The following is a 25,623-nucleotide window of genomic DNA, read 5'->3' on the forward strand; positions in this document are numbered from 1 at the left end:
TTTGCTCCCCATTGCCGGCATTCGAAGCGCCCGAGTTCCCGATCATAGCGCCAGGCGCCACCCCTGCGCTCAAGTCGCCGTGTTACACGCCGTAAACAAGTTCAGAAAGCCCGGCGATCGGACCTGCCGACGACCGGGCACGCAGCTTTGGGCAGTTGTCCGCAGCTTTCATGGCGCACCGGGAAAGGAGACACCCGATGACACGTTTGCGTTTGCTGGGTCCGCGCGGCCGCCGCCGCGCGGGAAAATCCGCCGGCGTGGTCGGCGACATTGCCGCATATGCCGGCCGGCTCAGTATCGAGATCTGCGACGTGGCGGGCCATGTCGACGAAGTGGCCGCGCGCGTGCAGCGTCAGACCGACGTCTGCCACGCCCTGCGCGAATCGGCGGCCCACACCCTCGCTGGCAACCATAAGATCGCCACCGCCGCACGCGCCATGCGCGAACTGAGCACCGGCACCGCCGCCACCGTGCAGCAGTCGCAGCAGACCATCGAGGAGTCGCTAGCCGACATTCACGGTCTCGTGGAAAGCGTCACCGTCATCGAGACGCAGATCCGGGCGCTCAAAGGTGCGCTCGCGCATGTCTCTAAGGTCTCCGAGGAAATCTCCCTGATCGCGCGGCAAACCCAGCTTCTCGCGCTCAACGCGGCCATCGAGGCGGCGCGCGCGGGCGAGTCCGGCAAGAGCTTCGCCGTCGTCGCGGCCGAGGTGAAGAACCTCTCCGCCAAGACTGCGCAGGCCACCGGCCAGATCGAGCAGACGCTCGGCCAACTCACGCAGCAGACCGAGCAGCTCATTGCCGAGGGCACCGCCAACACCGAACGCGCGCATCGCGTGCGCGAGGGCACGCACACGATCGGCGAGGCCGTGCACAGCACCGGCCAGGCGATCATGCAGCTCGACGAGCACGCCGGCCAGATCGCCCAGCTCACGGGCGAGATCGAGACGAAGTGCGACGGGCTCGAGAGCCAGGTGGGCGAGATGGTCGCGGGCGTCGAAGATTCGGGGCGCAACTTCGTGCAGGCGAAGGATCAGCTCGGCAAGCTGCTCGAGGTCTCCGAAACGCTCATCGAGCTTTCCGCCGCGACCGGCGTGGAAACCGACGACACCCGCTTCATCGAGACGGTGCAGCGCGCCGCCGCCCAGGTGAGCAAGTTGTTCGAAGGCGCGCTCGCGCGTGGCGAGATCGGCGAAGCGGATCTGTTCGACAGCGTCTACACCCCTGTGCCGAACACGAACCCGCAGCAGCATTTGACGCACTTCACGGCCTTCACCGATCGTATGCTGCCCCCGATCCTCGAACCGCTGCTCGCGTTCGACGAACGCGTCGCCTTCTGTGTCGCGATCGATCCGCGCGGCTACATACCGACCCACAATCGCAAGTTCTCGCATCCGCAGGGCGCCGACCCGGTGTGGAATGCCGCGAACTGCCGCAATCATCGAATTTTCAACGACCGCGCGGGCCGCGCCGCCGGTTCGCACACCAAGCCCTTCCTGCTGCAGACCTATCGCCGCGACATGGGCGGCGGCACGTTCGTGATGATGAAGGACGCCTCCGCGCCGATTTTCGTGAACGGTCGGCACTGGGGAGGATTTCGCATGGGATACCGGCTGTAGCGACTGCGCCGCAAAAAGCAAACGGCTCGCGGACATCACTACCCACGAGCCGTTTTTAACATGCGTTTCGAAGCGCGGCGGCGCTCAGACGGCCATCGCCATCCGCTTGCGCTCTGCGCGCTGCATGAAGTAGTTGCCGGCGATCACACCCACCGTCACGACCGCGATGAAGAGCGTCGCGAGCGCATTCATCTCCGGGTTCAGGCCCAGGCGCACGCGCGAAAACACCACGAGCGGCAACGTGGTCGAGCCCGGGCCCGAAAGAAACGCCGAGAGCACCAGATCGTCGATCGACAGCGTGAACGACAGCAGCCAGCCTGCCGCAAGCGCCTGCGAGATGAGCGGCAGCGTGATCTGGAAGAACACCTTGAACGGCGTTGCGCCAAGGTCCAGCGCCGCTTCTTCTAGCGACGGGTTCAGCTCGCGCACGCGCGACTGCACGATGATGGCGACGTACGAAATGCACAGCATGACGTGGCCGATCCAGATCGTGAACACGCCGCGCCCCGCGGGCCAGCCAATCAGCTTGCCCATTTCCACGAACAGCAGCAGCAGCGAAATGCCCTGGATCACTTCGGGAATCACGAGCGGCGCGTTGATCATGCCCGAGAAGAGCGTGAAGCCGCGAAAGCGCCCCATGCGCGCGAGCACGAAGCCCGCCCACGTGCCGATGAACACCGAGGCGAACGCCGTCATCAGCGCGATGCGCAGCGAGAGCCATGCAGCCGTGATCAACTCGTCGTCGGTGATGAGCGCCTGATACCAACGCGTGGAAAAGCGCGTCCACACCGTCACGAGTTGCGACTCGTTGAACGAGTAGACGACCAGGCTCAGGATCGGAATATAGAGGAACGCGAAGCCGAGGCCGAGCGCGATGAACTGCAGAACGCGATTCGGTTTCATTTGCCGCGGCCCTCCAGTTCCTTCGCCTGGTAGTGCTGGAACAGCGCCATCGGCACGAGCAGCAGCAGCACCATCGCGCAGGTCACCGCGGAGGCCATCGGCCAGTCGGCATTGTCGAAGAACTCGTTCCACATGACGCGGCCGATCATCAGCGTGTTCGCGCCGCCGAGCAGCTCAGGAATTACGTACTCGCCCACCGCCGGAATGAACACGAGCAGGCAGCCGGCGATGATGCCGTTCTTCGAGAGCGGCAGCGTGATTTCCACGAACGCGCGCCACGGTTTCGCGCCGAGGTCGTAGGCGGCTTCGAGCAGCGTGAGGTCCATCTTCACGAGGTGCGCGTAGAGCGGCATCACGAGAAACGGCAGATACGAATACACCATGCCGATATAGACCGCCGTGTTCGTGTGATACAGCTCGATGGGCGAATGAATGATGCCGATCGACATCAGGAAATTGTTCAGCAGTCCGTTGTTCTTCAGGATGCCGATCCATGCGTACACGCGGATCAGGAACGAGGTCCAGAACGGCAGCATCACGGCCATCATGAGGATGTTGCGCGAGGCCGGATTAGAGCGCGCGATGTAATACGCCATCGGATAGCCGATGATGAGGCACAGCAGCGTCGAAATCGCCGCCACCACGACTGAATTCACGTAGGTCGCGAAGTACAGGCTGTCCTGGAACAGGAACGCGTAGTGCGAAAGGTCGAGCGAGATATGCCAGATGCCATCCGCGAACGACGTCAGCTCCGTGTACGGCGGAATGCCGAGCTGCTGGTCGGCGAAGCTGATCTTCACCACCAGGATGAAGGGCACGAGGAAGAACAGCAGCAGCCAGATGAACGGGCCCGCCACGACGGCGGTGCGCCCGGTCAGGTTGAAGCGTTTCGCCGGCCAGTTCAGGATGCTTCGGAAAGTCGTCGCGCTCATGACGTCAGCACCACACCGGCCGAAGCGCTCCAGCGCACGTAGACTTCGTCTTCCCAGGTGGGCGAGTCGATTTCGGAGAGCGCGAGGCTCGACATGTTCGCGATCACCGTTTTGCCCGAGTCGAGCTTGACGTGGTACAGCGAGTAGCCGCCCATGTAGGCGATGTTCTTGACCACGCCCTTGCCCCAGTTGAACACGCCCTCGGGCGGCTTGCGCGTGAGCGAGATGCGCTCCGGGCGGACCGAGATCGTCACGGGCATGCCGAGCGGCCCGGTAATGCCGTGGTTCACATAGAGACGCACCGGCAACTCGGCGCACTCGACGAACACGTGATCGGGCTCGTCCTCGACCACGTTGCCATCGAAAAGATTGGTCGAGCCGATGAATTCCGCCGAGAAGCGGCTGTTCGGGAACTCGTAGACCTGGTTGGGCGTGCCGAGCTGCACGATCTCGCCTTCGCTCATCACCGCGAGGCGCCCCGCCATCGTCATCGCTTCTTCCTGGTCGTGCGTGACCATGATGCAGGTGACGCCGACCTTGTCGAGGATGTTGACGAGTTCGATTTGCGTGCGCTGGCGAATCTGCTTGTCGAGCGCCGACATCGGCTCGTCGAGCAGGAGCAGCTTCGGGCGTTTCACGAGCGAGCGCGCGAGCGCCACGCGCTGCTGCTGGCCGCCCGAAAGCTGGTGCGGCTTGCGCTTGGCAAAGCGCGTCATCTGCACGAGTTCGAGCGCGTTGGCTACTCGATCCTTCAGTTCGCCCTTCTTCACCCCTTCCTGGCGCAGCCCGAAGCCGACGTTCGACTCCACCGTCATGTGCGGAAAGAGCGCGTACGACTGGAACATCATGTTGACCGGGCGGCGGTACGGCGGCATCGACGCGAGATCCTCGCCGTCGATCAGGATCTTGCCCGACGTCACGGTCTCGAGACCCGCGAGCATGCGCAACAAGGTGGACTTGCCGCAGCCCGAGCTGCCGAGCAGCGCGAACAGCTCGCCCTTCTTCACCGACAGATTGACGCCCTTGACGGCTGTCGTCTCGCCGAACTTCTTGACGACATCGACGATCTGCACGAAGTTGTCCGCGGCCGAATCTGCCGCGGTGAAGCCCGAAGGCAGCGAACCGGCGGATGCCGGCGCGCTCGACTGGTCACTCATGATTCTCTCTGCCCTGCCTGTTTCTGCGTGAATGCTGGACGGGGTTGACGAACAAAGCCCCCGGCATCGTGCCGAGGGCTCGGGGTAAAACGGGATCGAATTTCAACCGCGGCTGTGACCGCGTCAGCGGCCCGACTTGAACTCGGTCCACAGACGCGTCTGCAGGCGCTGGATCTCAGGCGGCAGCGGCTTGAGCAGGAACAGCGTCTTCAGGACTTCGGGCGGCGGGTACACGGCCGGGTCGTTGGCGATGTCCTTGTCCACGTACTTGCGTGCTTCCGCGTTCGCGCTCGGGTAGTAGACCGCGTTCGTGATCGCTGCGTGGACCTGCGGCGTCTCGATATAGTTGATCCACTCGTGCGCGGCTTCCTTGTGCTGCGCATCCTTCGGGATGGTCATCACGTCAAACCAGATCGGCGCGCCGCCCTTCGGGATGTAGTACTCGATCTTGTAGGGCTTCTTCGCGTCGATGGCGCGGTGTTTGGCGATCACGACGTCGCCCGACCAGCCGTACGCGAAGCAGATGTCGCCGCCCACGAGGTCGTTGATGTAGCCCGACGAGTTGAACTGCGTGATGTACGGGCGGATCTTCTTCATCATCGCGAGCGCGGCGCGATAGTCGTCCGGATTCGTCGAGAGCGGGTCCTTGCCGATGTAGTGGAGCGCGGCCGCGAACATCTGGTCCGGCGCGTCGAGCACGGACACGCCGCAGGCCTTCAGCTTCGAGATGTTCTCGGGCTTGAAGAGGATGTCCCAGTTGTCGAGCGGCACGTTCTTGCCCAGGATCTGCTGCGCCTTCGTGACGTTATAGGCGAGACCCGTCGTGCCGTACGCCCAGGGCACCGCGTACTTGTTGCCCGGATCCGCGCCGGCGACGAGCGCCATCAGCTGCGGATCGAGGTACTTGAGGTTGGGGATCTTCGACTTGTCGAGCGGCGCGAAAATGCCGGCGGCGATCTGCTTGCCCGCGTAATTGCTGGTCGGCACGACGATGTCGTAGCCCGAATTGCCAGCGAGCAGCTTGGCCTGGAGCGTGTCGTCGCTGTCGTAGTTGTCGTACTTGACCTGAACGCCGGTCTGCTTGGTGAAGTTCGGAATCGTGTCCTTGGCGATGTAATCGGACCAGTTGTACACGTTCAGCTGCGTGTCCTTCGCCACCGACGTCATCCACGGCGCCGCGCACAGTGCGAGCGCGGCCAGTTGCGCCACAACCCCTTTCTTCATCCCGTTCTCCGATCCTGACCGGCTCCGGCCGGCCGCCTGCCTCGCTTCGTGCCGTGCTTCGTGTCGCTTGTGCACGGCTCCCCTGACTTTCCCAGAACCTACCATCAAACCCGCCCGGCAAGAAATAAAACGCGGGCGTGTCGCGCAAACGGAACATGGGCCGTGGAAACACGGCAAGCCGCGCGCGGACGGTAAATCGCGCGCAATTTTAGCCGTTTCACGGGCCGTGTCCACAAAAAACCGCTTCGATGGCGCATGCGCGCGACGCCCGGCTGCTGGCGGGGCGCGGCACCGCCCTCCACCTTGCTATCGCCTTGCAGCGGCCCGGCCGATTCATCGCGCATCGCGCGTCGCCACGGCTCGCCGGGAGGTGCAGGCGGCCGCCCCGCGCCGTATCGGTTAACATAGCGTCGTTTCGTACCGAAGCCGGCGCGCGCGACGCCCGGCCACGCCCCAAGGCTCTTCAATGGCATCCAATCTCCACGACCTCCCCGACAGCCCGTGCATCGGTGTGTGCTCGACACTCTTCGACGACGTCTGCAAAGGCTGCGGACGCACCGCCGTGGAAGTCTCCAACTGGGTTTTTCTGAGCGATGAAGAAAAGCGCGCCGTGTGGGAGCGCATCGAGCGCGACGGCACCGCCATGCGCTTCCAGAAGGACCGCGCCTGAACGCGCATAAAAAACGCCGGTCAAGCCGGCGTTAGAAGAAGCGGTGGTCAGGCGATCGATCAGAACTTCATGCCGACGCCCAGACCCACCACGAGCGGATCGATATGCAACGTGCCGAGCGACGTGCCGGCCAGCGACGCATCCGTGTGCATCCAGATCTTCTTGATATCCGCGTTCACGAAGATGCGCTTCGTCACCTGGAAGTCGATACCGAACTGCAGCGCCGGACCCCAGCTGTGATTGTCGATCGAAACCGACTGGCCGCCTGCGTGCAGACCGTTGTTGTAGAACAGCGTGTAGTTGATACCCGCGCCCACGTACGGCCGCACCCTGCCCGCGTTGTTGAAGTGATACTGCAGCAGCAGCGTAGGCGGAAGCACGCCCACGCCGCCGAGTGCACCGATATTCGACGTCACCTGGTTGCGCGACGTGCCGAGAATCAGCTCGACGCCGATGTTGTTGGTCGCCATGTAGGTGAAGTCGAGCTCGGGCACGATGGCGTTGTTCACGTCGGCACCAAGCGCACCGAGCGTACCGCTGCCGCGCGCGTCCGGCGTGATCTCGATCGCGCGCAGGCGCACCAGCCAGTCGCCTGCGTAAATGCCCGAGTCGGGAGAACCGGCCGCGCTGGCCGGCACTGCGAGGAAGGCCGCGCCCATGGTGAGCGCGGCAGTTGCTGCTGCCTTTCTAATTGCTCTATACATCGTTAATCCCCGTGTCTGTAGGTCTAGCCTTGAAGGCCTACAAATTGTCAGAGACGGGGTCTCGCGCCGTTTTGATACGTATCAAGCCAGTGCGAAAGCTGCTCGTTGTGCGACCGCAGGTCGCGCAACGCCGGTCAGCAGCAACTCCAGCAGGTCGCGGACGCTGCGGATCGCATTGCCGAACGGCAACGCTTCACGGCCGCGGAAAAACAGGCCGTTCGCGACGTCGCCACGCAACGCCGCAGCGAGGCGCGTGTCGATGCAGAAGTGGCCGAACTTCTCGATGCCGTCGCGCAGCCCGCAGGCCGAAAGACATTCGAGACCGGTTGGGCAAGCAAGCTTCAGCGAGCCGATCTTGGTGCGAATGCGCGACTCGTTGCGCAGGTAACGTTCGAGCCACGGCGTTTTCACCGCGCGTGCGGGCAGGCCCGTCACGCTCACGAACTCGACGATGTCTTCAGGCTTCGCGTCGGCGAGCACGCGCTTGAACTCGGGGTGCGCGTCGCCCTCCTCCGTCACCGCGAATGGCGTGCCGACCTGCACCCCGTTCGCGCCCGCCTCGAGCCATTTGCGCACGGCCTCGTGGCTGTTCACGCCGCCCGCCACGACGAGCGGCACGTCGCGCCGCGAAATGCCGAGCGTGGCGTAGACGCCTTCGAGTTCCTCGAAGATCTGCGTGAAGGCGAAGCGCTCGTTGCCCATGTCGGCGATGTCGGTCACGCCGAGGTGGCCGCCCGCGTAGGCAGGATGCTCGATCACGATGGCGTCGGGCAGGCGGCCCTTCTTCATCCACTTCTTGAGCACGAGCGCGACGCCGCGTGCGTCGGACAGGATCGGCACGAGCGCGATGTCCACGCCCGCCGTGAGGTCGGGCAGATCGAGCGGCAAGCCGGCGCCCATGACGATGGCGTCGGCGCCGTGCTCACAGGCGGTGCGCACGTAGTCGGCATGGGCGTTCACCGCCTTCATGACGTTCACGGCGATCATGCCGTTGCCGCCCGCAAGCTTGCGTGCCGCCGCGATCTCGCGGCCGAGCGCGATCAGGTTGGCGCGCGCGAGCGTTTCGTGCCGCGGGTCCGCGCGGCACATGTCCATGAGATCGCTGTGATGATGGCGCAGGTCGATGCTCGCGATCGTGCCGAGCGCGCCTTCACGCGCCACACTGCCAGCCAGCCGGTGTGCCGAAATGCCGACACCCATGCCGCCCTGCACGACGGGCAGGAGTTGACGACCGCGAATCTTGAGCGGAGCGAAGGAGTGGCCAGGAAACATGTTGTGCTCTGTCGATGACAAAGCGCCTATGGTCGCGCGTACCCCACATAAGACATTGACGTGCATCAAACAAAAACGCGGACTTCTGTAAAGAAACCCGCGTTTATGATTTGCATCAACACGTCGCATTAAAAGATTTGCGATAGCGCGCGACGAGATGCCTCATCAGCCCTTCGGCACCTTGAACTGCATCGACTTGTATTCCAGGTACTCCTCGAGGCCGTATGCGCCGTTTTCGCGGCCGTGTCCCGACTGCTTGAAGCCGCCGAAGGGCGCGGCCATGTTCCAGGCGCCGCCGTTGATGTCGATCTGACCCGTACGGATGCGGCGCGCCACGCGCATCGCGCGCTCGTCGCTGCCGGCCCAGACCGCGCCGCCGAGGCCATAGAGCGAATCGTTGGCGATCGCCACGGCGTCGTCTTCGTCCTTCGCCGTGAGGATCGTCAGCACCGGGCCGAAGATCTCTTCCTGCGCGATGGCCGCGTCGCGCGGCACGCGGCCGAACACGGTCGGTTTCACGAAGAAGCCCTGCGTCACACCTTCCGGCATGCCGGGGCCGCCCGTCACGAGCTCGGCGCCGTCGGCCATGCCGCGCTCGATGTAGTGCAGCACGCGCTCCTGCTGCACTTTCGAGGCGAGCGGGCCGAGCTTCGCTTTCTCGTCGCGCGGATCGCCGACCCTGAACGCCTCCGCGGCCTGCTTCGCGAGGTCGCGCGCTTCTTCGTAGCGCGACTCCGGCACGATCATGCGCGTGTGGGCCGAGCAGGTCTGCCCCGAGTTGAGGAAGCACGCGCCCACCGTGCCTTTCACGGCGGCCGCGAAGTCGGCGTCGTCGAGCACGACGGCGGCCGACTTGCCGCCCAGCTCCAGCGCGACGCGCTTGACCGTGGCCGACGCCACTTCGGACACGCGCTTGCCCGCGCGCGTCGAGCCGGTAAACGACACCATGTCGACGTCCGGATGCCGCGCGAGCAGCTCGCCCACCACGGGACCGTAGCCCGTCACGAGATTGAACACGCCCGCGGGCAGGCCGGCGTCGTGGATAGCCTCGGCGAGCACGAATGCGTTCAGCGGCGCGACCTCGGAAGGCTTGAGCACGACGGTGCAGCCGGCGGCGAGCGCGGCGGCGACTTTGAGCGTGATCTGGTTGAGCGGATAGTTCCACGGCGTGATGGCCGCGACGACGCCCACCGGTTCGCGCACGACGAGCGAGTTGCCCACGCGCTCCTCGTACTGGAACTCGCTGGCGAGCTGCGCGTAAGCGCCCCAGTTGTAGACCGGGCCGCCCACCTGAATGGCGCGCGCGAGCTTGAGCGGCATGCCGACTTCGCCTGCGATCAGCTGCGCGAGTTCGTCGGTGCGGGCCTTGAGGTTGTCGGCGATTTTCTGCAGATACGCCCCACGCTCCGCGGCGGGCGTCGCGGCCCAGCCGTCGAAGGCGGCGCGCGCGGCGGCGACGGCGGCTTCGGCGTCCGCTTCGACGCCCTCGGGGATGCGGCCCATCACGGCTTCGGTGCCCGAATCGAATACATCGATCGTCCCTTTGCCGTGCGGCGCGACCCATTGGCCATTGATGTAGAACTGCGTGTAGTCGTTCATCTACTTGTCTCCTGTCTGTGGATGGCAGTTTGCGCTTCGGCGCTTAACTGCCATCCCATGCAAAGCTCTGTGTGTCTTGTCCACGCGTATTCGCGGCGCGTTGCGCCGCGGCGATTCCGCATTCTAGCGTGGTTGACGCAAACGTAAAGCGAAGCTGCAGCGGCCAAAAACAAAACGGGCGACGCTCACGCGCCGCCCGTTTTCATTTCATGCTTCGATCAGCGATCGAAACTCACTGGAGCCCCTGGCTCGCCAGGAAGTCCTCGTAGTTGCCGCTGTAGTCCTTGACCGTGCCATCGGTTTTCACCTCGATGATGCGGTTGGCCAGACCGTTCACGAACTCGCGGTCGTGCGACACGAAAACGAGCGTGCCTTCGAACTTTTCGAGCGCGATCTGCAGCGACTCGATCGACTCCATGTCCATGTGGTTCGTGGGCTCGTCCATGAGCAGCACGTTGTGGCGGCCGAGCATCAGCTTGCCCCAGATCATGCGGCCCTTCTCGCCGCCCGACAGCACCTTGACCGACTTCTTGATGTCGTCCGCATTGAAGAGCAGACGCCCAAGCGTGCCGCGCACCGACTGCTCGTCATCGCCCTCCTGGCGGTACTGGTCGATCCAGTCCATCAGCGTGACGTCGGCCGGGAACTCTTCGTACGTGTCCTGCGGCATGTAGCCCACGTTCGCGTTCTCCGCCCACTTCACCGAGCCGTTATCGACGGCCAGGTTGCCGAGCAGCGAGCGCAGCAGCGTGGTCTTGCCCGCGCCGTTCTCGCCGATGATCGCGATGCGCTCGCCCGGCTGCACGCTGATGCTGAGCTTGTTGAAGATGCGGCGCTCGTACGTCTTCGTGATCTCTTCCGCGACCACGACGATGTTGTGCAGCTTCTTCTCGAACTCGAAGCGGATGAACGGGTTCTGACGCGACGAGGGCTTGAAGTCCTCGATCTTGATCTTGTCGATCATCTTCAGGCGGCTGGTGGCCTGGCGTGCCTTCGACTTGTTCGCCGAGAAGCGGCGCACGAAGTCCTGCAGGTCGGCCACGCGCTCCTTCGCCTTCTGGTTCGCGGCCTGCTGACGCTCGCGCGCCTGCGTCGACGCCAGCATGTAGTCGTCGTAGTTGCCCGGCCAGACCTTCAGCGTGCCGTAGTCCATGTCCGCCATGTGCGTGCAGACCTGGTTCAGGAAGTGTCGATCGTGGGAGATGATGATCATGGTCGAGTTGTACTCGTTCAGAACATCCTCCAGCCAACGGATCGAGTTGATGTCGAGGTTGTTGGTCGGTTCGTCGAGCAGCAGCACGTCCGGCTTCGAGAACAGCGCCTGCGCGAGCAGCACGCGCAACTTCCAGCCCGGCGCCACGCCGCTCATCGGGCCGTTGTGGAATTCCGTGCCGATGCCGATGCCGAGCAGCAGTTCGCCCGCGCGCGCTTCGGCCGTGTAGCCGTCGTACTCGGCGAACTTCGCTTCGAGTTCGGCGGCGTGCATGTAGTCGTCGTCGGTGGCTTCCGGGTTCGCGTAGATCGCGTCGCGCTCGGTCATCGCGGCCCACATTTCGGTGTGGCCCATCATGACGACGTCGAGTACGCGCACGTCTTCGTACGCGAACTGGTCCTGGCGCAGCTTGCCCAGACGCACGTTCGGCTCGAGGATGACGTTGCCCGAACTCTGCTCGAGATCCCCACCGAGGATCTTCATGAACGTGGATTTGCCGCAACCGTTCGCGCCGATCAGGCCATAGCGGTTGCCTTCGCCGAATTTGACCGAGATGTTCTCGAACAAGGGCTTCGGCCCGAATTGCATGGTGATGTTGGCGGTAGAGAGCACAGCGCGTCCCGGAAAGTAGATCGAAGAAAAACCTGTAATTTTAGCAGGTTATGCCACTTCGCGCGCGAGTTCCAGCCGCGCGGACAGTCCTGCTCCGCGCAGCATGACACGGCAAGAAGTGAGCAATGTGAAGGCCGCCATGCACGCCGGTTACAACGGGGCCGCATCGCCCGCGCGGCCTGCGCGTGCCCGATCAGCTCAGGCTGCGCCGGTGCGCGGCGTGTGCAGCACGTCGATGAAGCCCGAAAAATCGGCCTGCGCGAGGCCCATGGCTGCCGCCAGACGCAGCAATTGCTGGACCGTGCCCGAGACGGGCATCGGCGTGCCGGTCTGCTCGGCCGCTGCGGCGATCGTGTCCACGTCTTTCTGGAACGTCTTGAGCGCGCCGATGGATTCGAGCCCGTCTTGCGTCATGCGCGGCACGAAGGTGCGCAGCAGCGTCGAATCGGCCCAGCCGCCCGCGAGCGCTTCAGGCAGTTTGGCCGCGTCGATGCCGCTGCGCCGCGCGAGGCTCACCGCTTCGGCAATCGCGGCCACCGTGGCCGTGACGATGGCCTGATTGCACAGCTTGGTGGTCTGACCCGCACCCACGCCACCCATATGGGTCACGCGCGCCGCGTAGGCGCCGAGGATCGGCCTAATGGCTTCGACGTCGGCCGTGGCGCCGCCCGCCATGATCGCCAGCGTGCCGTTGTGCGCGCCCGCCACGCCGCCCGAAACCGGCGCGTCGACCCAACCCACGCCGAACGCGGCGGCGCGCTCCGCGAGCCTGCGTGTCGCGTCGGGACGAATGCTCGAATGATCGACGATGCAGCGCACGCGCACGCTCGCGCCGGGCGCTCCGGCCAGAAGCCCGTGCTCGCCGAATACCACCTGCTCGACCGCCGCCGCATCGGCAACGCACAGCAGCGCGACGTCGGCCTCGCGGGCCAGTTCATCAGGCGTCGCGGCCACTTGCGCGCCGTCGGCGATCAGCGCCTGCGCCTTCGCCGGCGAGCGGTTCCACACGCGCACGGCGTGCCCGGCGCGCAGCAAATGACGGATCATCGGCGCGCCCATCAGCCCCGGTCCACAAAAACCCAATACCTGCCCGTCCATTTTCTCCGTCTCCTGTCGTTCGCCGTTGCGCTTTCACGCCCACAAAACGGGCACGTTGAATGCTCGTTTTCGCGCGAGGCGCCATGATAACTGGCGCCGGGCTTCTCTCATCTTTGCCCTTGCGCCCCGGTCCGTTATCTATACTCGATTGACGCGCCGACGCTGCGCGACCCACGAGGAGACACTGCCATGAACGACCACGTTTACAAGCAGATCGAACTTACCGGCTCATCCAAGGTGTCCAGCGACGACGCCATTCGTTGCGCCATCGCGCGGGCATCGAAGACGCTGCGTTTCCTGCACTGGTTCGAGGTCGTGGAAACGCGCGGCCTGATCGAAAACGATCAGGTCTCGCACTGGCAGGTCACGATCAAGGTCGGCATACGCATCGACGACTGACGCGGCGCTGCGTTGCACTGCTAGAAAGTCAAACGGCTGCGCGCGCCTCTCAGCGCTACACGCAGCCGTTTCACGTACGCACGTCGGAATCGTACGAAGAATGCACGCGCCCCCGCGCCGTATAAGTCGGCGCGAGCGCCCGGTTCATGCCTACTTCGGCAGCGAGCCGTCCACGCCCTCGACGTACCAGTTCAGGCGTTGCAGTTCCGGGTCGGTCAGCGTCTTGCCGGCCGGAATCTTGACCGCGCCCGTCTGATCCTTGATCGGGCCCGTGAAGACGTCCCACTTGCCGCTCGCGATCTGTTCGCGCTTCGCGGCGACGGCCTTTTGCGCGTCGGCCGAAAGCTCGGACGTGTTGACGTCGCCGAGATCGACGGCCTTTTGCGGAATGCCCCACCACACGGGGTCGTTCTTCCACTTGCCATCGAGCACCTGCTGGATCGCCGCGACGTAATACACGCCCCAGTTCGCCTCGACCGAGCCCAGGTGCGCGTGCGGGCCGAACTTCTTCATGTTCGAATCCCAGCCGAACGCGTGGACCTTCTTCTCTTCGGCGGTGGCGAGCGTGGCGCTCGAATCGGTGTTTTGCAGCAGCACGTCGGCGCCCTGGCCGATCAGCGTTTCGGCGGCCTGCTTCTCCTTGCCCGGATCGAACCAGCTGTTGATCCAGATGACTTTGGTGTGCACCTTCGGATTCACCGAGCGCGCGCCGAGCGTGTACGCGTTGATGTTGCGCACGACCTCGGGAATCGGTACAGAAGCGACGAAACCGAGCGTGTTGGTCTTCGTCGCGTAACCCGCGGCGACACCCGCGAGATACGCGCCCTGATACATGCGCACGTCATAGGTGCCGAAGTTCGGCCCCTTCTTGTAGCCCGTCGCGTGCAGGAACACGGTGTCCGGGAAATCCTTCGCCACCTTGAGCTGGAAGTCCTGATAACCGAAGCTCGTGCCGAAGATGATCTTGTTGCCCTTGTTCGCGAGATCGCGGAACACGCGCTCCGAGTCGGCCGATTCCGGCACGTTTTCCACGCGCGTGATCTTGATCTTGTTGCCGAACTTCTGCTCGGCGACCTTCGAGCCCTGATCGTGCGCGAAGGTCCAGCCGGCATCGCCCGGATTGCCGAGATAGACGAACGCGACGCCCGGCGCGTCGGCGGCGTGGGCCGCGGGCGCGAGGGCCGCCGTGCCGCACGTGGCGGCGACGGCGAAAGCGGTCAGGATGGTTTTTTTCATCGTGGATCTCCTGTCGTGAATGGGGAACTGCGAGCGTTCAAGGCGTGTTGGTTAGCATTCCGGATAAATGGCGCTGCCTGGGCGGCCCCACCTAGGCGGCCCCAAAGAACGGCTTGCCGAGCGAAGCCGGCGCGTTCAGGCGGATCGTGTTCGGGTTGCGCGAAATGAGTACGAGCACGACGATTGTCGCGACGTACGGCAGCATGGCGAGGAACTGCGTGGGCACCGGCACGCCAACGGCCTGCGCATAGAACTGCGCGCCCGTAACCGCGCCGAAGAGCAGCGCGCCGATCAGGAGGCGGCCCGGGCGCCACGTCGCGAACACGACGAGTGCGAGCGCGATCCAGCCGCGCCCTGCCGTGATCTGCTCCTGCCACAAGTGCAACTGCACCACCGAGTAGTAGCTGCCCGCGAGGCCCGCCATCGCGCCGCCGAAGGCCGTCGCGCCATAGCGCACGCCGATCACGGGAAAGCCCACCGAATGCGCGACCTGCGGCGACTCGCCGACCGAGCGCAGCACGAGCCCGGCGCGCGTGCGATAGAGGAACCAGCCGACTACGACGAACATGATGAACGCGAGGTAGTCGACAGGCGTGAGGCTGAAGAACGCCTGCCCGACCACGGGCAGTTGCGACAGCCCCGGAATCGGCCAGGTCGCGATGGTCGCCGAGGTGGCGGCCGAGGTGTACGGCTTGCCCACATACGCCGAGAGCCCAACACCGAAGATTGTGAGCGAGAGGCCCGTGGCGACCTGGTTGGCGAGCATGGTGAGCACGAGAAAGCCGAACAGCAACGACATCACGATGCCGGCGGCCATGCCCGCCACGAGGCCGAGCCATGGGCTGCCGGTAATGGTCGTGACCGCATAGCCCGTGACGGCGCCCATCAGCATCATGCCTTCCACGCCGAGGTTGAGCACGCCCGACTTCTCGGTGACGAGTTCGCCCACGCCCGCGAACATCAGCGGAATAGCGGCGGTGACGGCGCTCGAGGCGAGCGAGCTGGCTTGCTGGATATCCATGTCGTGTGGCCCGTTTGATTGTTCTCTGGATTGCGCTGGTCAGTTCGCAACCGCGACCGGATGACGGCGGCGCACGCGATAGTTCACGAAGAGGTCCGCGCCGAGCAGGCAGAACAGCAGCAGCCCCTGGAACACGCCGGACAGCGCCTGCGGCAATTGCAGCGATGTCTGCACGGCTTCGCCGCCCAGGTAGAGCAGCGCCATCAAGAGGCTCGCGAGCACGATGCCGACCGGATGCAGACGCCCCACGAACACGACGATGATCGCCGTGAAGCCGTAGCCCGGCGACCAGGTCGCCTGCAGCTGACCGATGGGACCGGCAATCTCGCCCATGCCCGCGAGGCCGGCGAGGCCGCCGGAAAGCAGCAGCGAGGTCCAGATCGTCTTCTTCTCGGAGAAGCCCGCATAGCGCGCGGCGAGCGGCGCGAGACCGCCCACGCTCATGCGATAGCCCGCGAAGCTGCGGCGCATGAAGAGCCAGACGAGCGGAATGGCCGCGAGCGTCAGGAAGATCGATGCGTTCAAACGCGTGCCGCGCAGCCAGTGGATGCGCCAGTCGCCGCCGAAGGTCGGATAGAGCGCGTCGCCGCTGAACATTTCGAAGAGCGGAAAGTTCATGCCCTGCGGGTCGCGCCACGGACCGCTCACGAGCCAGATCAGCAACTGCGTGGCGACATAGGTGAGCATCAGGCTCGTGAGGATCTCGTTGGTATTGAAGCGGCTCTTGAGCCACGCGGGAATCGCCGCCCACGCCATGCCGCCCAGCACGCCCGCGAACATCATCAGGAAGAGGATCCACCAGCCGGTGGATTGATCGAAATAGATCGCCACGCCGCTCGCCGCGATGCCGCCCAGCACCATTTGCCCTTCCGCGCCGATGTTCCACACGTTGGCGCGATATCCCGCCGCGAGACCGAGCGCGATCAGGCAAAGCGGCGAGGCCTTGAGCAAAAGCTCGGACCAGCCGTTGACGCTCGACAGCGGTTCGATGAAGAACGCGTGCATCGCCTGCAAGGGATCGCGGCCCACGAGGCCGAAGATCAGGAAGCCGATGGCGAGCGTGAGCAGCGCCGCGATGAGCGGCACGGCGATGCGCACCGTGCGCGACGGCGTCGTGCGGGCTTCGAGTCGGTACGGGAAGATCATGGTCGTGAAGTCGTTGGTCGGACTCGGGTGGTCGATGTGCTTATGCGTGTTGTTATGTGTCGCCGGTCATGCGTTCGCGATCGTCTGCGCGGGCGGCTCGCCGTCGGGCCGGCCGCCGCCGTCGCCGCGATCCGCGCGCTCGCCGAAGAGCCCCGCCATCCAGCGGCCGATTTCCTCGGCGTTCGTCTCGCCCGTCAAACGCGCGGGCGAAAGGCGTCCGCCCGCGAGCACGGCAATGCGGTCGCAGATGTCGAAAAGCTCTTCCAGTTCTTCCGAGATCACGAGTATCGCCACGCCGCGCGCCGAAAGATCGAGCAACTGCTGACGGATGAATGCGGCCGCGCCCACGTCCACGCCCCAGGTGGGCTGCGCGACCACGAGCACCTTCGGCGCCTGGAGAATCTCGCGCCCCACGATGTACTTCTGCAGATTGCCGCCCGATAGGCTTTGCGCGAGCGCGTCCGGGCCGCCGCAGCGCACATCGAACGCACCGATGCAGCGCTCGGCGAACGCGCGCATCGCGCCGGTCCTGAGCCAGCCAGAGCGCACCATGCCTTCGCGGTGCGCCGTGAGCAAGGCGTTTTCGGCAAGCGACATGGCCGGCACCGCGCCGCGCCCCAGCCGCTCCTCCGGCACGAACGCGAAGCCGAGCTTGCGGCGCGCGCCGGCCGACAGGCGTCCTGCGGGCTTGCCGCAAATCCTGACGGCATCGGCGCTCACTCCATGACGGGCCGCTTGCGCCTCGCCCGAGAGCGCGGCGAGCAGTTCCGCCTGGCCGTTGCCCGAGACGCCGGCGATGCCGAGTATCTCGCCCGCATGCACGCTGAACGATACGTCGTTGAGCGAGGTGCCGAACGGATCGTCGCTCGGCATCGACAGATGCTGCGCTTCGAGCAGCACGTCGCCGGGCGCGTGCGCGCGCCGCGTGTAGTCGGGCAGCTCGCGCCCGACCATCAGCCGCGCGAGCGACGCATGCGTTTCTTCGCGCGGAATGACGCGGCCCGTGACCTTGCCGCCGCGCAGCACGGTGGCCGTGTCGCAAAGCTCCTGGATTTCGTCGAGCTTGTGGCTGATATAGAGAATGCTGCAGCCTTCGGAAGCGAGACGCCGCAGCGTGCCGAACAGCTTGCGCACCGCTTGCGGCGTGAGCACCGAAGTCGGTTCGTCCATGATTAGCAGACGCGGATTCTGCAGCAGGCAGCGCACGATCTCCACGCGCTGACGCTCGCCCACCGTGAGGCTATGCACATGGCGCTGCGGATCGACGTCGAGGCCGTATTGCGCCGACACCTCGCGAATGCGTTTGCCGAGCGTTTTCAGGTCGAACGGTTCGTCGAGCGAGAGCGCGATGTTTTCGCCGACGGTAAGCGTTTCGAACAACGAAAAATGCTGGAACACCATGCCGATGCCGAGCTTGCGCGCCGCGGCCGGACTCGCGATTTCGACGGCCTGGCCCTCCCAGCGGATCTCGCCCGCGTCGGGCCGCACCGCGCCGTAGACGATCTTCATGAGCGTGCTCTTGCCCGCGCCGTTCTCGCCGAGCAAGGCGTGGATTTCGCCGGGCGCGACCGAGAGCGTGACGTCGTCGTTCGCGCGCACCGCCGGGTACTGCTTCGTGATGCCGGCAAGCGCGAGGCGCGGCACGCCGCTGCCGTTTTGCGCAAGCGTTGCCTGACGTGAAGAAGAATCACCCATGGAGGTTCCGCCGTTGTACGTTATTGCTGTCCGATAACCGTTTGACGCTGGCCGCCGCGTGCCGCCGTGCGGGGGTGACGATACCTGTTAGCCCTGCGAAGGTCGAGCCGCCAAAATTCGCTGTTGCCTCGCTGCACGGCCGATTCCGCGCGGGCCTCGGGGTAAGCCTCGCTTGACGCCACTTTTTGTCCATATTAAAAACGATATACCCCCAAGCCTCATCGATCAGCCAGAACATATAATTCGGAGAATTCATGAGTCAGCAACGCGAGGCGATCGACACGTACCTCTTGCGCGTCTTGCACACGCTTCTGATGGAGCGCAGCGTGACACGCGCGGCAGTCAAGCTCAATCAGTCCCAGCCCGCAATCAGCGCGGCGCTTCGGCGTCTGCGCGACATCACCGGTGACCCGCTCCTCGTGCGCGGCAAGTCCGGCATGGTGCCGACCGAGTACGGCCTGCGCCTGCTCGAGCCCGTGCAGAACGCGCTGCGCGAGATCGAGCGCATCCGCTTCCAGCAGCACAATTTCGATCCGGCCACGTCCATCCGCTGCTATCGGATTGGCTGTCCTGACTATCTGAACGTCCTGTTCGTGCCGACCGTAGTCGAGCGCTTTCGCCTGGCCGCGCCCAACGCCACGCTCGAGTTTCACTCGCTCGGGCCCGCGTTCGACTACGAACGCGCGCTCGAGGAAGGCAAGCTCGATATCGTCATCGGCAACTGGCCCGAGCCGCCCGAACAACTGCACCTGTCGAACCTGTTCGTCGACCAGATCGTCTGCCTGATGAGCAACTCGCACCCGTTCGCCAAGCGCGGCGGGCTCACGCTCGACCAGTATCTGAACGCGCCGCATCTCGCGCCCACGCCCTACTCCGTGGGCCAGCGCGGCGCCATCGACGTGCACCTCGCGCGCGAGCGCCTCAAGCGCCACGTGGTCGTCACGCTGCCCTACTTCAATCTCGCGCCCTACGTGCTCGTGAAGTCGGACCTGGTCTTTACGACCACGCGCCTGTTCGCCGACCACTATGCGCGTTTCCTGCCGCTCACGGTCGTACCCGCGCCGCTCGACTTCCCGCCGATGCAGTACTACCAGTTGTGGCACGAACGCTGTCACTACTCGGACGAAGTACGCTGGTTACGCAGCCTCATCGCCGAAGCGACGAAGACGCTGATCGACAAGCCTTGAGCAACACGGCCGCACGCTGCTGCGGCCGCCCGACCTTTCAAACCATCGATGCGTGGCGCGCGTGCCTGCCTCAGCGCGCCATCTGCACGAGTTGCGCCGCGAGCCGGTTGTGCCGCTCGATGACCGGCCCGAGCTCCACCGTCTGCAACACGCCCTCCTTCACCACCACGCGCCCGCCGATCACGCTCAGCGCGACCTGCGAGGGTGCGCAGAAGACGAGCGCAGCAACGGGATCGTGGAGCGCGCCCGCGAATAACGGCTGGCGCAGGTCGAACGCCACGAAGTCCGCCGCCATGCCGGGTGCAAGCGCGCCAATGTCGTCGCGGCCCAGCACCTGCGCGCCGCCCAGCGTCGCGATTTCGAGCGCTTCGCGCGCGGTCATGGCATCCGGTCCAAAGCCCACGCGCGCGAGCAGCATGGCCTGGCGCGCCTCGGCCACCATCTGCGCACCGTCGTTCGACGCCGAGCCATCCACGCCGAGGCCGACCGGCACGCCGGCGAGCCGCATCTTCTTCACGGGCGCGATGCCTGAGGCGAGCCGCATGTTCGAGCACGGGCAATGCGCGACGCCGGTGCCGGTCCGGCCGAACAAACCGATGCCGTGATCGTCGAGTTGTACGCAGTGCGCATGCCAGACGTCGGGGCCCACCCAGCCGAGGTCCTCGGCGTATTCGGCGGGCGTCATGCCGAACTTTTCGCGGCTGTAAGCAATGTCGTTGACGTTCTCGGCGAGATGCGTGTGCATCGATACGCCGTAATGGCGCGCGAGCACCGCCGATTCGCGCATCAGGTCGCGGCTCACCGAGAACGGCGAGCACGGCGCCACGACGAGGCGCAGCATCGCGTACCGGCCCTCGTCGTGATACGTCTCGATGAGGCGCTGCGTGTCGGCGAGAATCGCGTCTTCGCGCTCGACCACGGCATCGGGCGGCAAGCCGCCGTCCTTCTGGCCGACGCTCATGCTGCCGCGGCTCGCGTGAAAGCGCATGCCGATGCGTTGCGCCGCGCGGATGCTGTCGTCGAGGCGGCTGCCGTTCGGATAGATGTACAGATGATCGCTGGACGTCGTGCAGCCCGAGAGCAGCAGTTCCGCCATCGCGGTGAGCGTGGAGACCTCGATCATCTCGGGCGTGAGGTTCGCCCATACCTTGTAGAGACTCGTGAGCCAGCCGAACAGTTCGGCGTCCTGCGCGGCCGGCACGGCGCGCGTGAGGCTCTGGTACATGTGGTGGTGCGTATTGACGAGCCCCGGCGTCACGAGGTGGCCGCTCGCGTCGATCACCTCGTCGGCTGTGGCGGGCAGTTCCGCCGTCGGCCCGACCGCGACGATGCGGTTGCCTTCGACGTAGAGCCCGCCGCCGCGAATCTCGCGGCGCGCGCCGTCCATCGTCACCAGCATGTCGGCGTTTTTCACCAGCAATGTCCTGCCGGGCTTTTGCGGGTCTTGCGGGTTTTGCCGCTGTGCGAGAGTGGGTTCCATCGTCCTTGTTCGCTCCGTTGTCGTGCCGCCACGAGCCCTGGCTTTTCGTTCGGACTCGCGCACGGCGTGTGAACCAGACGCCCTCGCCTCACCCGCCGGCCTCGCCGGTCGCCCAGGCGCCCGGTGCCGACGCGTCCCGACGAGGACGCCGCTGGCCCGGTTACCCGGCGTCCACCGCCGTCTTCGGGACGCGCAGCACGCGCTGCGCATGGCCTCTACGATCCGCAACCAAAATAGTCGTGGCAATTCGCGCCGCTGCGATACCCAAATTTACGCCACGCATATAAAGGTCGATTTTTGGCGTCGCTACGATGCCAACAAGGGACGCTTGAATCCAGGGCGCAATGAGCGACGGCACCCAGGCGGAACCCAGGGCTCACCCTCATGCGCGTAGCTTTATCTTTCCTATCGCTCGCGCGCGCCGGGGGCGATCGTTTTTAAAATGCGTACACGGCGCTCGCTTCGATCCGCCGACGGGTATGTAGCCACTGACGTGGAGCCTCGATCCGCCGCAATGCATCATGCATGGGATCGAGAGCTGCCGCTGAAACCTCGCAATCGCACCAGGCACTCACAAGGAAAACTGCGAATGGGCAAGCTGACTACCCACGTGCTCGACACCGCGAACGGCCGTCCCGGCGCGGGCATCAAGGTCGAGCTCTTTGCGCTCTCGGGCGACGCTCGCCGCGCGCTCAAGACCGTCACCACCAATGACGACGGCCGCTGCGACGCGCCGCTGCTCGAGGGCGAGGCACTCGCCAAAGGTGAATACGAACTCGTGTTCCACGCCGGCGACTATTTCGCCGCGCTCGGCACAAAGGTGCCCGAGCCGCGCTTCGTCGACCGCGTCGTGCTGCGCTTCGGCATCGCCGACGCGGGCTCGCACTACCACGTGCCGCTACTCGTTTCGCCGTGGTCGTATAGCACCTATCGGGGCAGCTGAGCGAACCCCGAGCGGCCACCGCAACACCTATTCACAGGGCATTCCGGGCGAACTTCTAGCCCGGGTCATCAAGCCCGAGATCATACGAACAACAACGGCAGCGCGGCAGCGCAAGGGGCGCCCAGCGGCCCCGACGCCAGGCAGCGCGCTCATACCCCGCAGTTAGCGCGTGCGTTCAGACGCGCGCGCAATGCATCAGGACTGGAGACGTTTCATGGAAGGCTTTATTACCGATTGGCTGAACCTCGCACTGCGCTGGTTCCACGTCATCGCGGCGATCGCCTGGATTGGCGAGTCGTTCTATTTCGTCGCGCTCGACAACAGCCTCAAACCGCCCACGGACCCGAACCAGCGCCGCCGCGGCGTGTTCGGCGAGCTGTGGCACGTGCACGGCGGCGGCTTCTACAACATGCAGAAGTACACCGTGGCGCCGCCTGAAATGCCCGACGACCTTCACTGGTCGAAGTGGCCGTCGTACACCACGTGGCTCTCGGGTGCGTCGCTGTTCACGGTGCTCTACCTGATGGCGCCGAACACGTATCTGATCGACAAGAACGTGCTCGACATGGGTCCGGTCGTCGCGATCTTCTCGGCGCTCGGTTTCCTCGCCGCGGGCTGGATCGTCTATGACTCGCTGTGCCGCGTGCTCGGCACGAAGGACAAGCTGCTGGGCGTGTGCGTGGGCATCTATGTCGTGATCGCCGCCTACCTCGCCTGCCACATTTTCTCGGGCCGCGCCGCGTACCTCATCATGGGCGCGATGCTCGCGACGATCATGTCGGCGAACGTGTTCTTCGTCATCATCCCGGGCCAGCGCAAGATGGTCGCCGCGATGCTCAAGGGCGAAGTGCCGAACCCGATCTACGGCAAGCGCGGCAAGCAGCGCTCGGTGCACAACACCTATTTCACGCTGCCCGTGGTGTTCGCGATGCTCTCGAACCACTACGCGATGACCTACGCCCACGCCTACAACTGGGCTGTGCTCGTGGTGATCATGCTGGCCGGCGCGCTGATTCGCCAGTTCTTCGTGATGCGTCACCGCGGTCAGCAGCTCTGGTATCTGCCGATCGGCGGCGTCGCGCTGATGTTCGTCGCGCTGGTGTGGACGCTGCCGCGCCCGGTCGTGCCGCAGGCCGAAGCCGCGAACGCACCGGCGCTGAAGGTTTCCGACATCCAGCCGATCCTGCAGCAGCGCTGTGCGGCCTGTCACTCGGCGCACCCGACATTGATGGGCGCGGCGCCGGCCGGCGTGATGCTCGATACGCCCGACGAGATTTCGCAGAACGCGCAGCGGCTCTATCAGCAGGCCGTGACGCTCAAGGCGATGCCGCTTGGCAACGTCACACACATGACCGACGACGAGCGGCAGAAGATCGCCGCCTGGTTCCAGGGCGGTGCGAAACAATGATGTAGTTGGCAGCGCGAGTGGTTGGCCTCGCGCTACGTGAGATGTGACTAGAAGGACCCGAGGCGCGACGCGCTTCGGGTCCTTTTTCCTTTGGCACGGTCATGGCTGAGGGGGGCGCGCGTTGAACTGCGAGCGATGCGCGGGATATCGCGAATCGGCGTCAGGCATTCGACGAATGCCCGGAGTGCGCGTGCAAGATGCAACGAGAGCACGAACGCTGCTCAACCATTCGCGCTGGCGACGGCAGGTGCATCACGCAATCGGGCGCCCGCTGAACGTCTGGAACGTGTATGACCGCCCCTCACCACCTTGCACGATCAAAGCATCGAAGATGCAGCGTGCACAGGCAGGCATGACTCGCCATGCTTCACCGCGTCTTGAGCTGCCGGCTCGACCTGGGTCCACCACCCTGCTTCATCCGCCAAACGCAAAAAAGCCACGGTCTCGACCGTGGCTTTTCCGTGCTGATACGGACTGCCTGATAATTCCGCGAATCAGCGCATCGCAGCCTTCATCGCTTCTTCCGTCAACCAGAACGACTCCGGCAGATCCTGCTCGTTGAGATTGAGCCCGTCTCCGCCGCGATCGACGACGACGAAGTCGCTCACTTCGCCCAACGCGATCAGCGGGTGATGCCAGACGCCCTTCGCATAGTTCACGCCCTGCCAGCCGCGCGAAACGAACGCGCGAATCCGGGTGACGTCCAGATCGCCCGCGGGCGCGACCACCACGAGATACGGCTTGTCGTTGAGCGGCACGAATGCCTGACTGCCCAGCGGATGCCGTTCGAGCATCTTCACTTCGAACGGCAGCTCGCGCGGCTGCCCGCGAAAGAGATTCACGAGCGTGCGGCCGCCTTCGTCGGTCACATCCACTTTCGCGAGATCGTGAAAGCGGATGGTCGTGCCCAGATTGATTGGAATCTGCTTCGCGCCCGCGAGTTCGATCACGTCGCCGAAGGGCGCGAACGCTTCGGGCGTGAGCGGCTCGATCGTCAGCGTCGTCCTTGTTTCACTCATGATGGCCTCGTCAGCGTATCAGGCGAGCGTGCCCCAGAGGCGTACACGCGAAACGCCGCCGTCCGGGATGATATTGAAGCGCACGTGCGTAACCGGGCCAAGCGCCGCGAGTTCGCTTTCGTAGTAGTGCTGCTTGTCCATCTGCAGCTTCTGTTCGCCGAGCAGCACCGGCCAGAACATGGCCTGGGTCACGAGCGAGCTGTCCGTGCCGCCCACCACGCGCGCGGCCTGGAACGAGCAGCGATCGGGGTAGTTGCCCTTGAAGTGCGCCGTATCGACTTCGATCTTCTTGATGATGCCCGGCTGCGCAAGCGCGATGATCGCCCAGTCGTTGCCCGGTTCGCGGCGGCGGCGCGTTTCCCAGCCGTCGCCCATATTCACGCCGCGGCCCGGCATGAGCAGCGTGGAGGCCATGCCAAAGTGCTGGTTGTTCGCGCTAACGAGGTACGCGCCGTTTTCCATCGCGGCGAGGTCGAACAGTTCGGTACGGCTCGCGCCCGCCCAGTCCACCTGCGGCTGGCCGTAGACGCGCAGACGCGCGATGCCGCCATCCGGATAGATATTCACGCGCAGGTGCGTGTAAGGCTTGTCGCTCGACACTTCCACATAATGGTGGCTATTGCCGTTCAACGAGGTCGAGGGAACGATCTCCGTCCATTGAGTCGTGGCAATGGGTGCGCCATCGGTCACATACGCGCCCTCCACCGACGCCGCCGGCGGGTAGTTGCCCGTGAAGTGGCTCGTATCGATATCGAGGCCCTTGATGACGCCGGGACGCGCGAGCTTCACGATGCACCAGTCGTAGCCGGTCGTCCGCTTGCGGCGCGTTTCCCAGCCGTCCATCCACTTGCCGTGTTCGTCGTACTTGCCCGGAATAAAGACGGCCGGCTCCGGACTGAGCATGCGATCCTTCGGCGCGAAGAAGTCGTCGCTCGCCTCGAGCGCCTGCGCGCCCAGGCGCGGGTCCGCGAGATTCACGAAGCGGCGCGTGAAATCGGGGGCGTTGGGGTCGAGAGTCGGGAGTGCCATCGTTGTCTTCCTTCGTGTCTTTTCTGTAGATCAAAACGGCGCTGCGCCCCCTCCGCG

22 protein-coding genes are annotated in these 25,623 nt (G+C 64.9%); 6 read left to right on the plus strand and 16 right to left on the minus strand.

Annotated elements, in window-relative coordinates; translation table 11 throughout:
- Window positions 1-197 precede the first annotated feature (197 nt).
- Entirely contained in the window at window positions 198-1,619 is a 1,422-nt protein-coding gene (locus AB4Y40_RS00935; RefSeq protein ID WP_368686091.1) for a methyl-accepting chemotaxis protein, read from the plus strand.
- Between the two features lie 84 nt (window positions 1,620-1,703).
- Here AB4Y40_RS00935 and AB4Y40_RS00940 read toward each other — a convergent pair whose 3' ends face one another.
- The 4 genes from AB4Y40_RS00940 to AB4Y40_RS00955 form a co-directional block, all read right to left on the minus strand.
- The gene (locus AB4Y40_RS00940; protein ID WP_069265666.1) at window positions 1,704-2,522 is read right to left on the minus strand and encodes an ABC transporter permease subunit; all 819 of its coding nucleotides are present in this window, start codon (window positions 2,520-2,522) and stop codon (window positions 1,704-1,706) included.
- Window positions 2,519-3,454: an ABC transporter permease subunit gene (locus AB4Y40_RS00945; protein WP_368686092.1), complete on the minus strand. Its 936-nt coding sequence runs from the start codon at window positions 3,452-3,454 to the stop codon at window positions 2,519-2,521. The genes AB4Y40_RS00940 and AB4Y40_RS00945 overlap by 4 nt, the downstream gene beginning before the upstream one ends.
- On the minus strand, window positions 3,451-4,614 hold the full coding sequence (locus tag AB4Y40_RS00950; RefSeq protein ID WP_368686338.1) for an ABC transporter ATP-binding protein: 1,164 nt from the start codon (window positions 4,612-4,614) through the stop codon (window positions 3,451-3,453). The genes AB4Y40_RS00945 and AB4Y40_RS00950 overlap by 4 nt, the downstream gene beginning before the upstream one ends.
- Window positions 4,615-4,734: 120 nt before the next feature.
- Window positions 4,735-5,835, minus strand: coding sequence for a polyamine ABC transporter substrate-binding protein (locus AB4Y40_RS00955; protein ID WP_133186742.1), 1,101 nt, complete (start codon window positions 5,833-5,835; stop codon window positions 4,735-4,737).
- Window positions 5,836-6,301: 466 nt separating this feature from the next.
- Between AB4Y40_RS00955 and AB4Y40_RS00960 the strand changes: the two genes are divergently transcribed.
- Window positions 6,302-6,505 (plus strand): DUF1289 domain-containing protein, encoded by a 204-nt coding sequence (locus AB4Y40_RS00960; protein ID WP_069265662.1) that lies wholly within the window; start codon window positions 6,302-6,304, stop codon window positions 6,503-6,505.
- Window positions 6,506-6,564: 59 nt separating this feature from the next.
- Here the strand turns inward: AB4Y40_RS00960 and AB4Y40_RS00965 are convergent, their stop codons facing one another.
- From AB4Y40_RS00965 to AB4Y40_RS00985, 5 genes are all read right to left on the minus strand, one after another.
- Window positions 6,565-7,164, minus strand: coding sequence for an OmpW family protein (locus AB4Y40_RS00965; protein WP_368686339.1), 600 nt, complete (start codon window positions 7,162-7,164; stop codon window positions 6,565-6,567).
- A 126-nt stretch (window positions 7,165-7,290) separates the two neighbouring features.
- Window positions 7,291-8,481, minus strand: coding sequence for an NAD(P)H-dependent flavin oxidoreductase (locus AB4Y40_RS00970; RefSeq protein WP_368686093.1), 1,191 nt, complete (start codon window positions 8,479-8,481; stop codon window positions 7,291-7,293).
- A 165-nt stretch (window positions 8,482-8,646) separates the two neighbouring features.
- Entirely contained in the window at window positions 8,647-10,080 is a 1,434-nt protein-coding gene (locus tag AB4Y40_RS00975) for an aldehyde dehydrogenase family protein (protein WP_368686094.1), read from the minus strand.
- Window positions 10,081-10,312: 232 nt separating this feature from the next.
- The gene (locus AB4Y40_RS00980; RefSeq protein WP_368686095.1) at window positions 10,313-11,905 is read right to left on the minus strand and encodes an ABC-F family ATPase; all 1,593 of its coding nucleotides are present in this window, start codon (window positions 11,903-11,905) and stop codon (window positions 10,313-10,315) included.
- 198 nt (window positions 11,906-12,103) lie between these two features.
- A complete protein-coding gene (locus AB4Y40_RS00985) occupies window positions 12,104-13,003 on the minus strand; it encodes an NAD(P)-dependent oxidoreductase (protein ID WP_368686096.1) in 900 nt (299 codons plus the stop codon).
- Window positions 13,004-13,192: 189 nt separating this feature from the next.
- Here AB4Y40_RS00985 and AB4Y40_RS00990 point away from each other — a divergent pair, with 189 nt between their 5' ends.
- Entirely contained in the window at window positions 13,193-13,402 is a 210-nt protein-coding gene (locus AB4Y40_RS00990) for a dodecin (RefSeq protein ID WP_133186728.1), read from the plus strand.
- 150 nt (window positions 13,403-13,552) lie between these two features.
- Here the strand turns inward: AB4Y40_RS00990 and AB4Y40_RS00995 are convergent, their stop codons facing one another.
- From AB4Y40_RS00995 to AB4Y40_RS01010, 4 genes are all read right to left on the minus strand, one after another.
- Complete coding sequence (locus AB4Y40_RS00995; protein WP_368686097.1) at window positions 13,553-14,638, minus strand: BMP family ABC transporter substrate-binding protein; 1,086 nt, start codon at window positions 14,636-14,638, stop codon at window positions 13,553-13,555.
- Window positions 14,639-14,729: 91 nt separating this feature from the next.
- Entirely contained in the window at window positions 14,730-15,659 is a 930-nt protein-coding gene (locus tag AB4Y40_RS01000) for an ABC transporter permease (protein WP_368686098.1), read from the minus strand.
- A 39-nt stretch (window positions 15,660-15,698) separates the two neighbouring features.
- A complete protein-coding gene (locus AB4Y40_RS01005) occupies window positions 15,699-16,805 on the minus strand; it encodes an ABC transporter permease (protein ID WP_368686099.1) in 1,107 nt (368 codons plus the stop codon).
- A 66-nt stretch (window positions 16,806-16,871) separates the two neighbouring features.
- Entirely contained in the window at window positions 16,872-18,500 is a 1,629-nt protein-coding gene (locus tag AB4Y40_RS01010) for an ABC transporter ATP-binding protein (RefSeq protein ID WP_368686100.1), read from the minus strand.
- A gap of 254 nt (window positions 18,501-18,754) precedes the next feature.
- Between AB4Y40_RS01010 and AB4Y40_RS01015 the strand changes: the two genes are divergently transcribed.
- Window positions 18,755-19,687, plus strand: coding sequence for a LysR substrate-binding domain-containing protein (locus AB4Y40_RS01015; protein WP_368686101.1), 933 nt, complete (start codon window positions 18,755-18,757; stop codon window positions 19,685-19,687).
- A gap of 70 nt (window positions 19,688-19,757) precedes the next feature.
- On the opposite strand, the gene AB4Y40_RS01020 is transcribed toward AB4Y40_RS01015, so the two are convergent.
- A complete protein-coding gene (locus AB4Y40_RS01020) occupies window positions 19,758-21,167 on the minus strand; it encodes an 8-oxoguanine deaminase (RefSeq protein ID WP_368686102.1) in 1,410 nt (469 codons plus the stop codon).
- Between the two features lie 589 nt (window positions 21,168-21,756).
- On the opposite strand from AB4Y40_RS01020, the gene uraH reads away from it, so the two are divergent.
- Together uraH and AB4Y40_RS01030 are read left to right on the plus strand one after the other, a co-directional pair.
- A complete protein-coding gene (gene uraH / locus AB4Y40_RS01025) occupies window positions 21,757-22,110 on the plus strand; it encodes a hydroxyisourate hydrolase (protein ID WP_133186714.1) in 354 nt (117 codons plus the stop codon).
- A 214-nt stretch (window positions 22,111-22,324) separates the two neighbouring features.
- Window positions 22,325-23,518: a urate hydroxylase PuuD gene (locus AB4Y40_RS01030; protein WP_368686103.1), complete on the plus strand. Its 1,194-nt coding sequence runs from the start codon at window positions 22,325-22,327 to the stop codon at window positions 23,516-23,518.
- 494 nt (window positions 23,519-24,012) lie between these two features.
- On the opposite strand, the gene AB4Y40_RS01035 is transcribed toward AB4Y40_RS01030, so the two are convergent.
- Together AB4Y40_RS01035 and alc are read right to left on the minus strand one after the other, a co-directional pair.
- A complete protein-coding gene (locus tag AB4Y40_RS01035; RefSeq protein ID WP_368686104.1) occupies window positions 24,013-24,537 on the minus strand; it encodes an ureidoglycolate lyase in 525 nt (174 codons plus the stop codon).
- Window positions 24,538-24,555: 18 nt separating this feature from the next.
- Entirely contained in the window at window positions 24,556-25,566 is a 1,011-nt protein-coding gene (gene alc, locus AB4Y40_RS01040) for an allantoicase (protein ID WP_368686105.1), read from the minus strand.
- Window positions 25,567-25,623: the final 57 nt, after the last annotated feature.

The sequence above is a fragment of the Paraburkholderia sp. EG287B genome (assembly GCF_040965595.1).
In the GTDB taxonomy this organism is placed as follows: Bacteria; Pseudomonadota; Gammaproteobacteria; order Burkholderiales; family Burkholderiaceae; genus Paraburkholderia.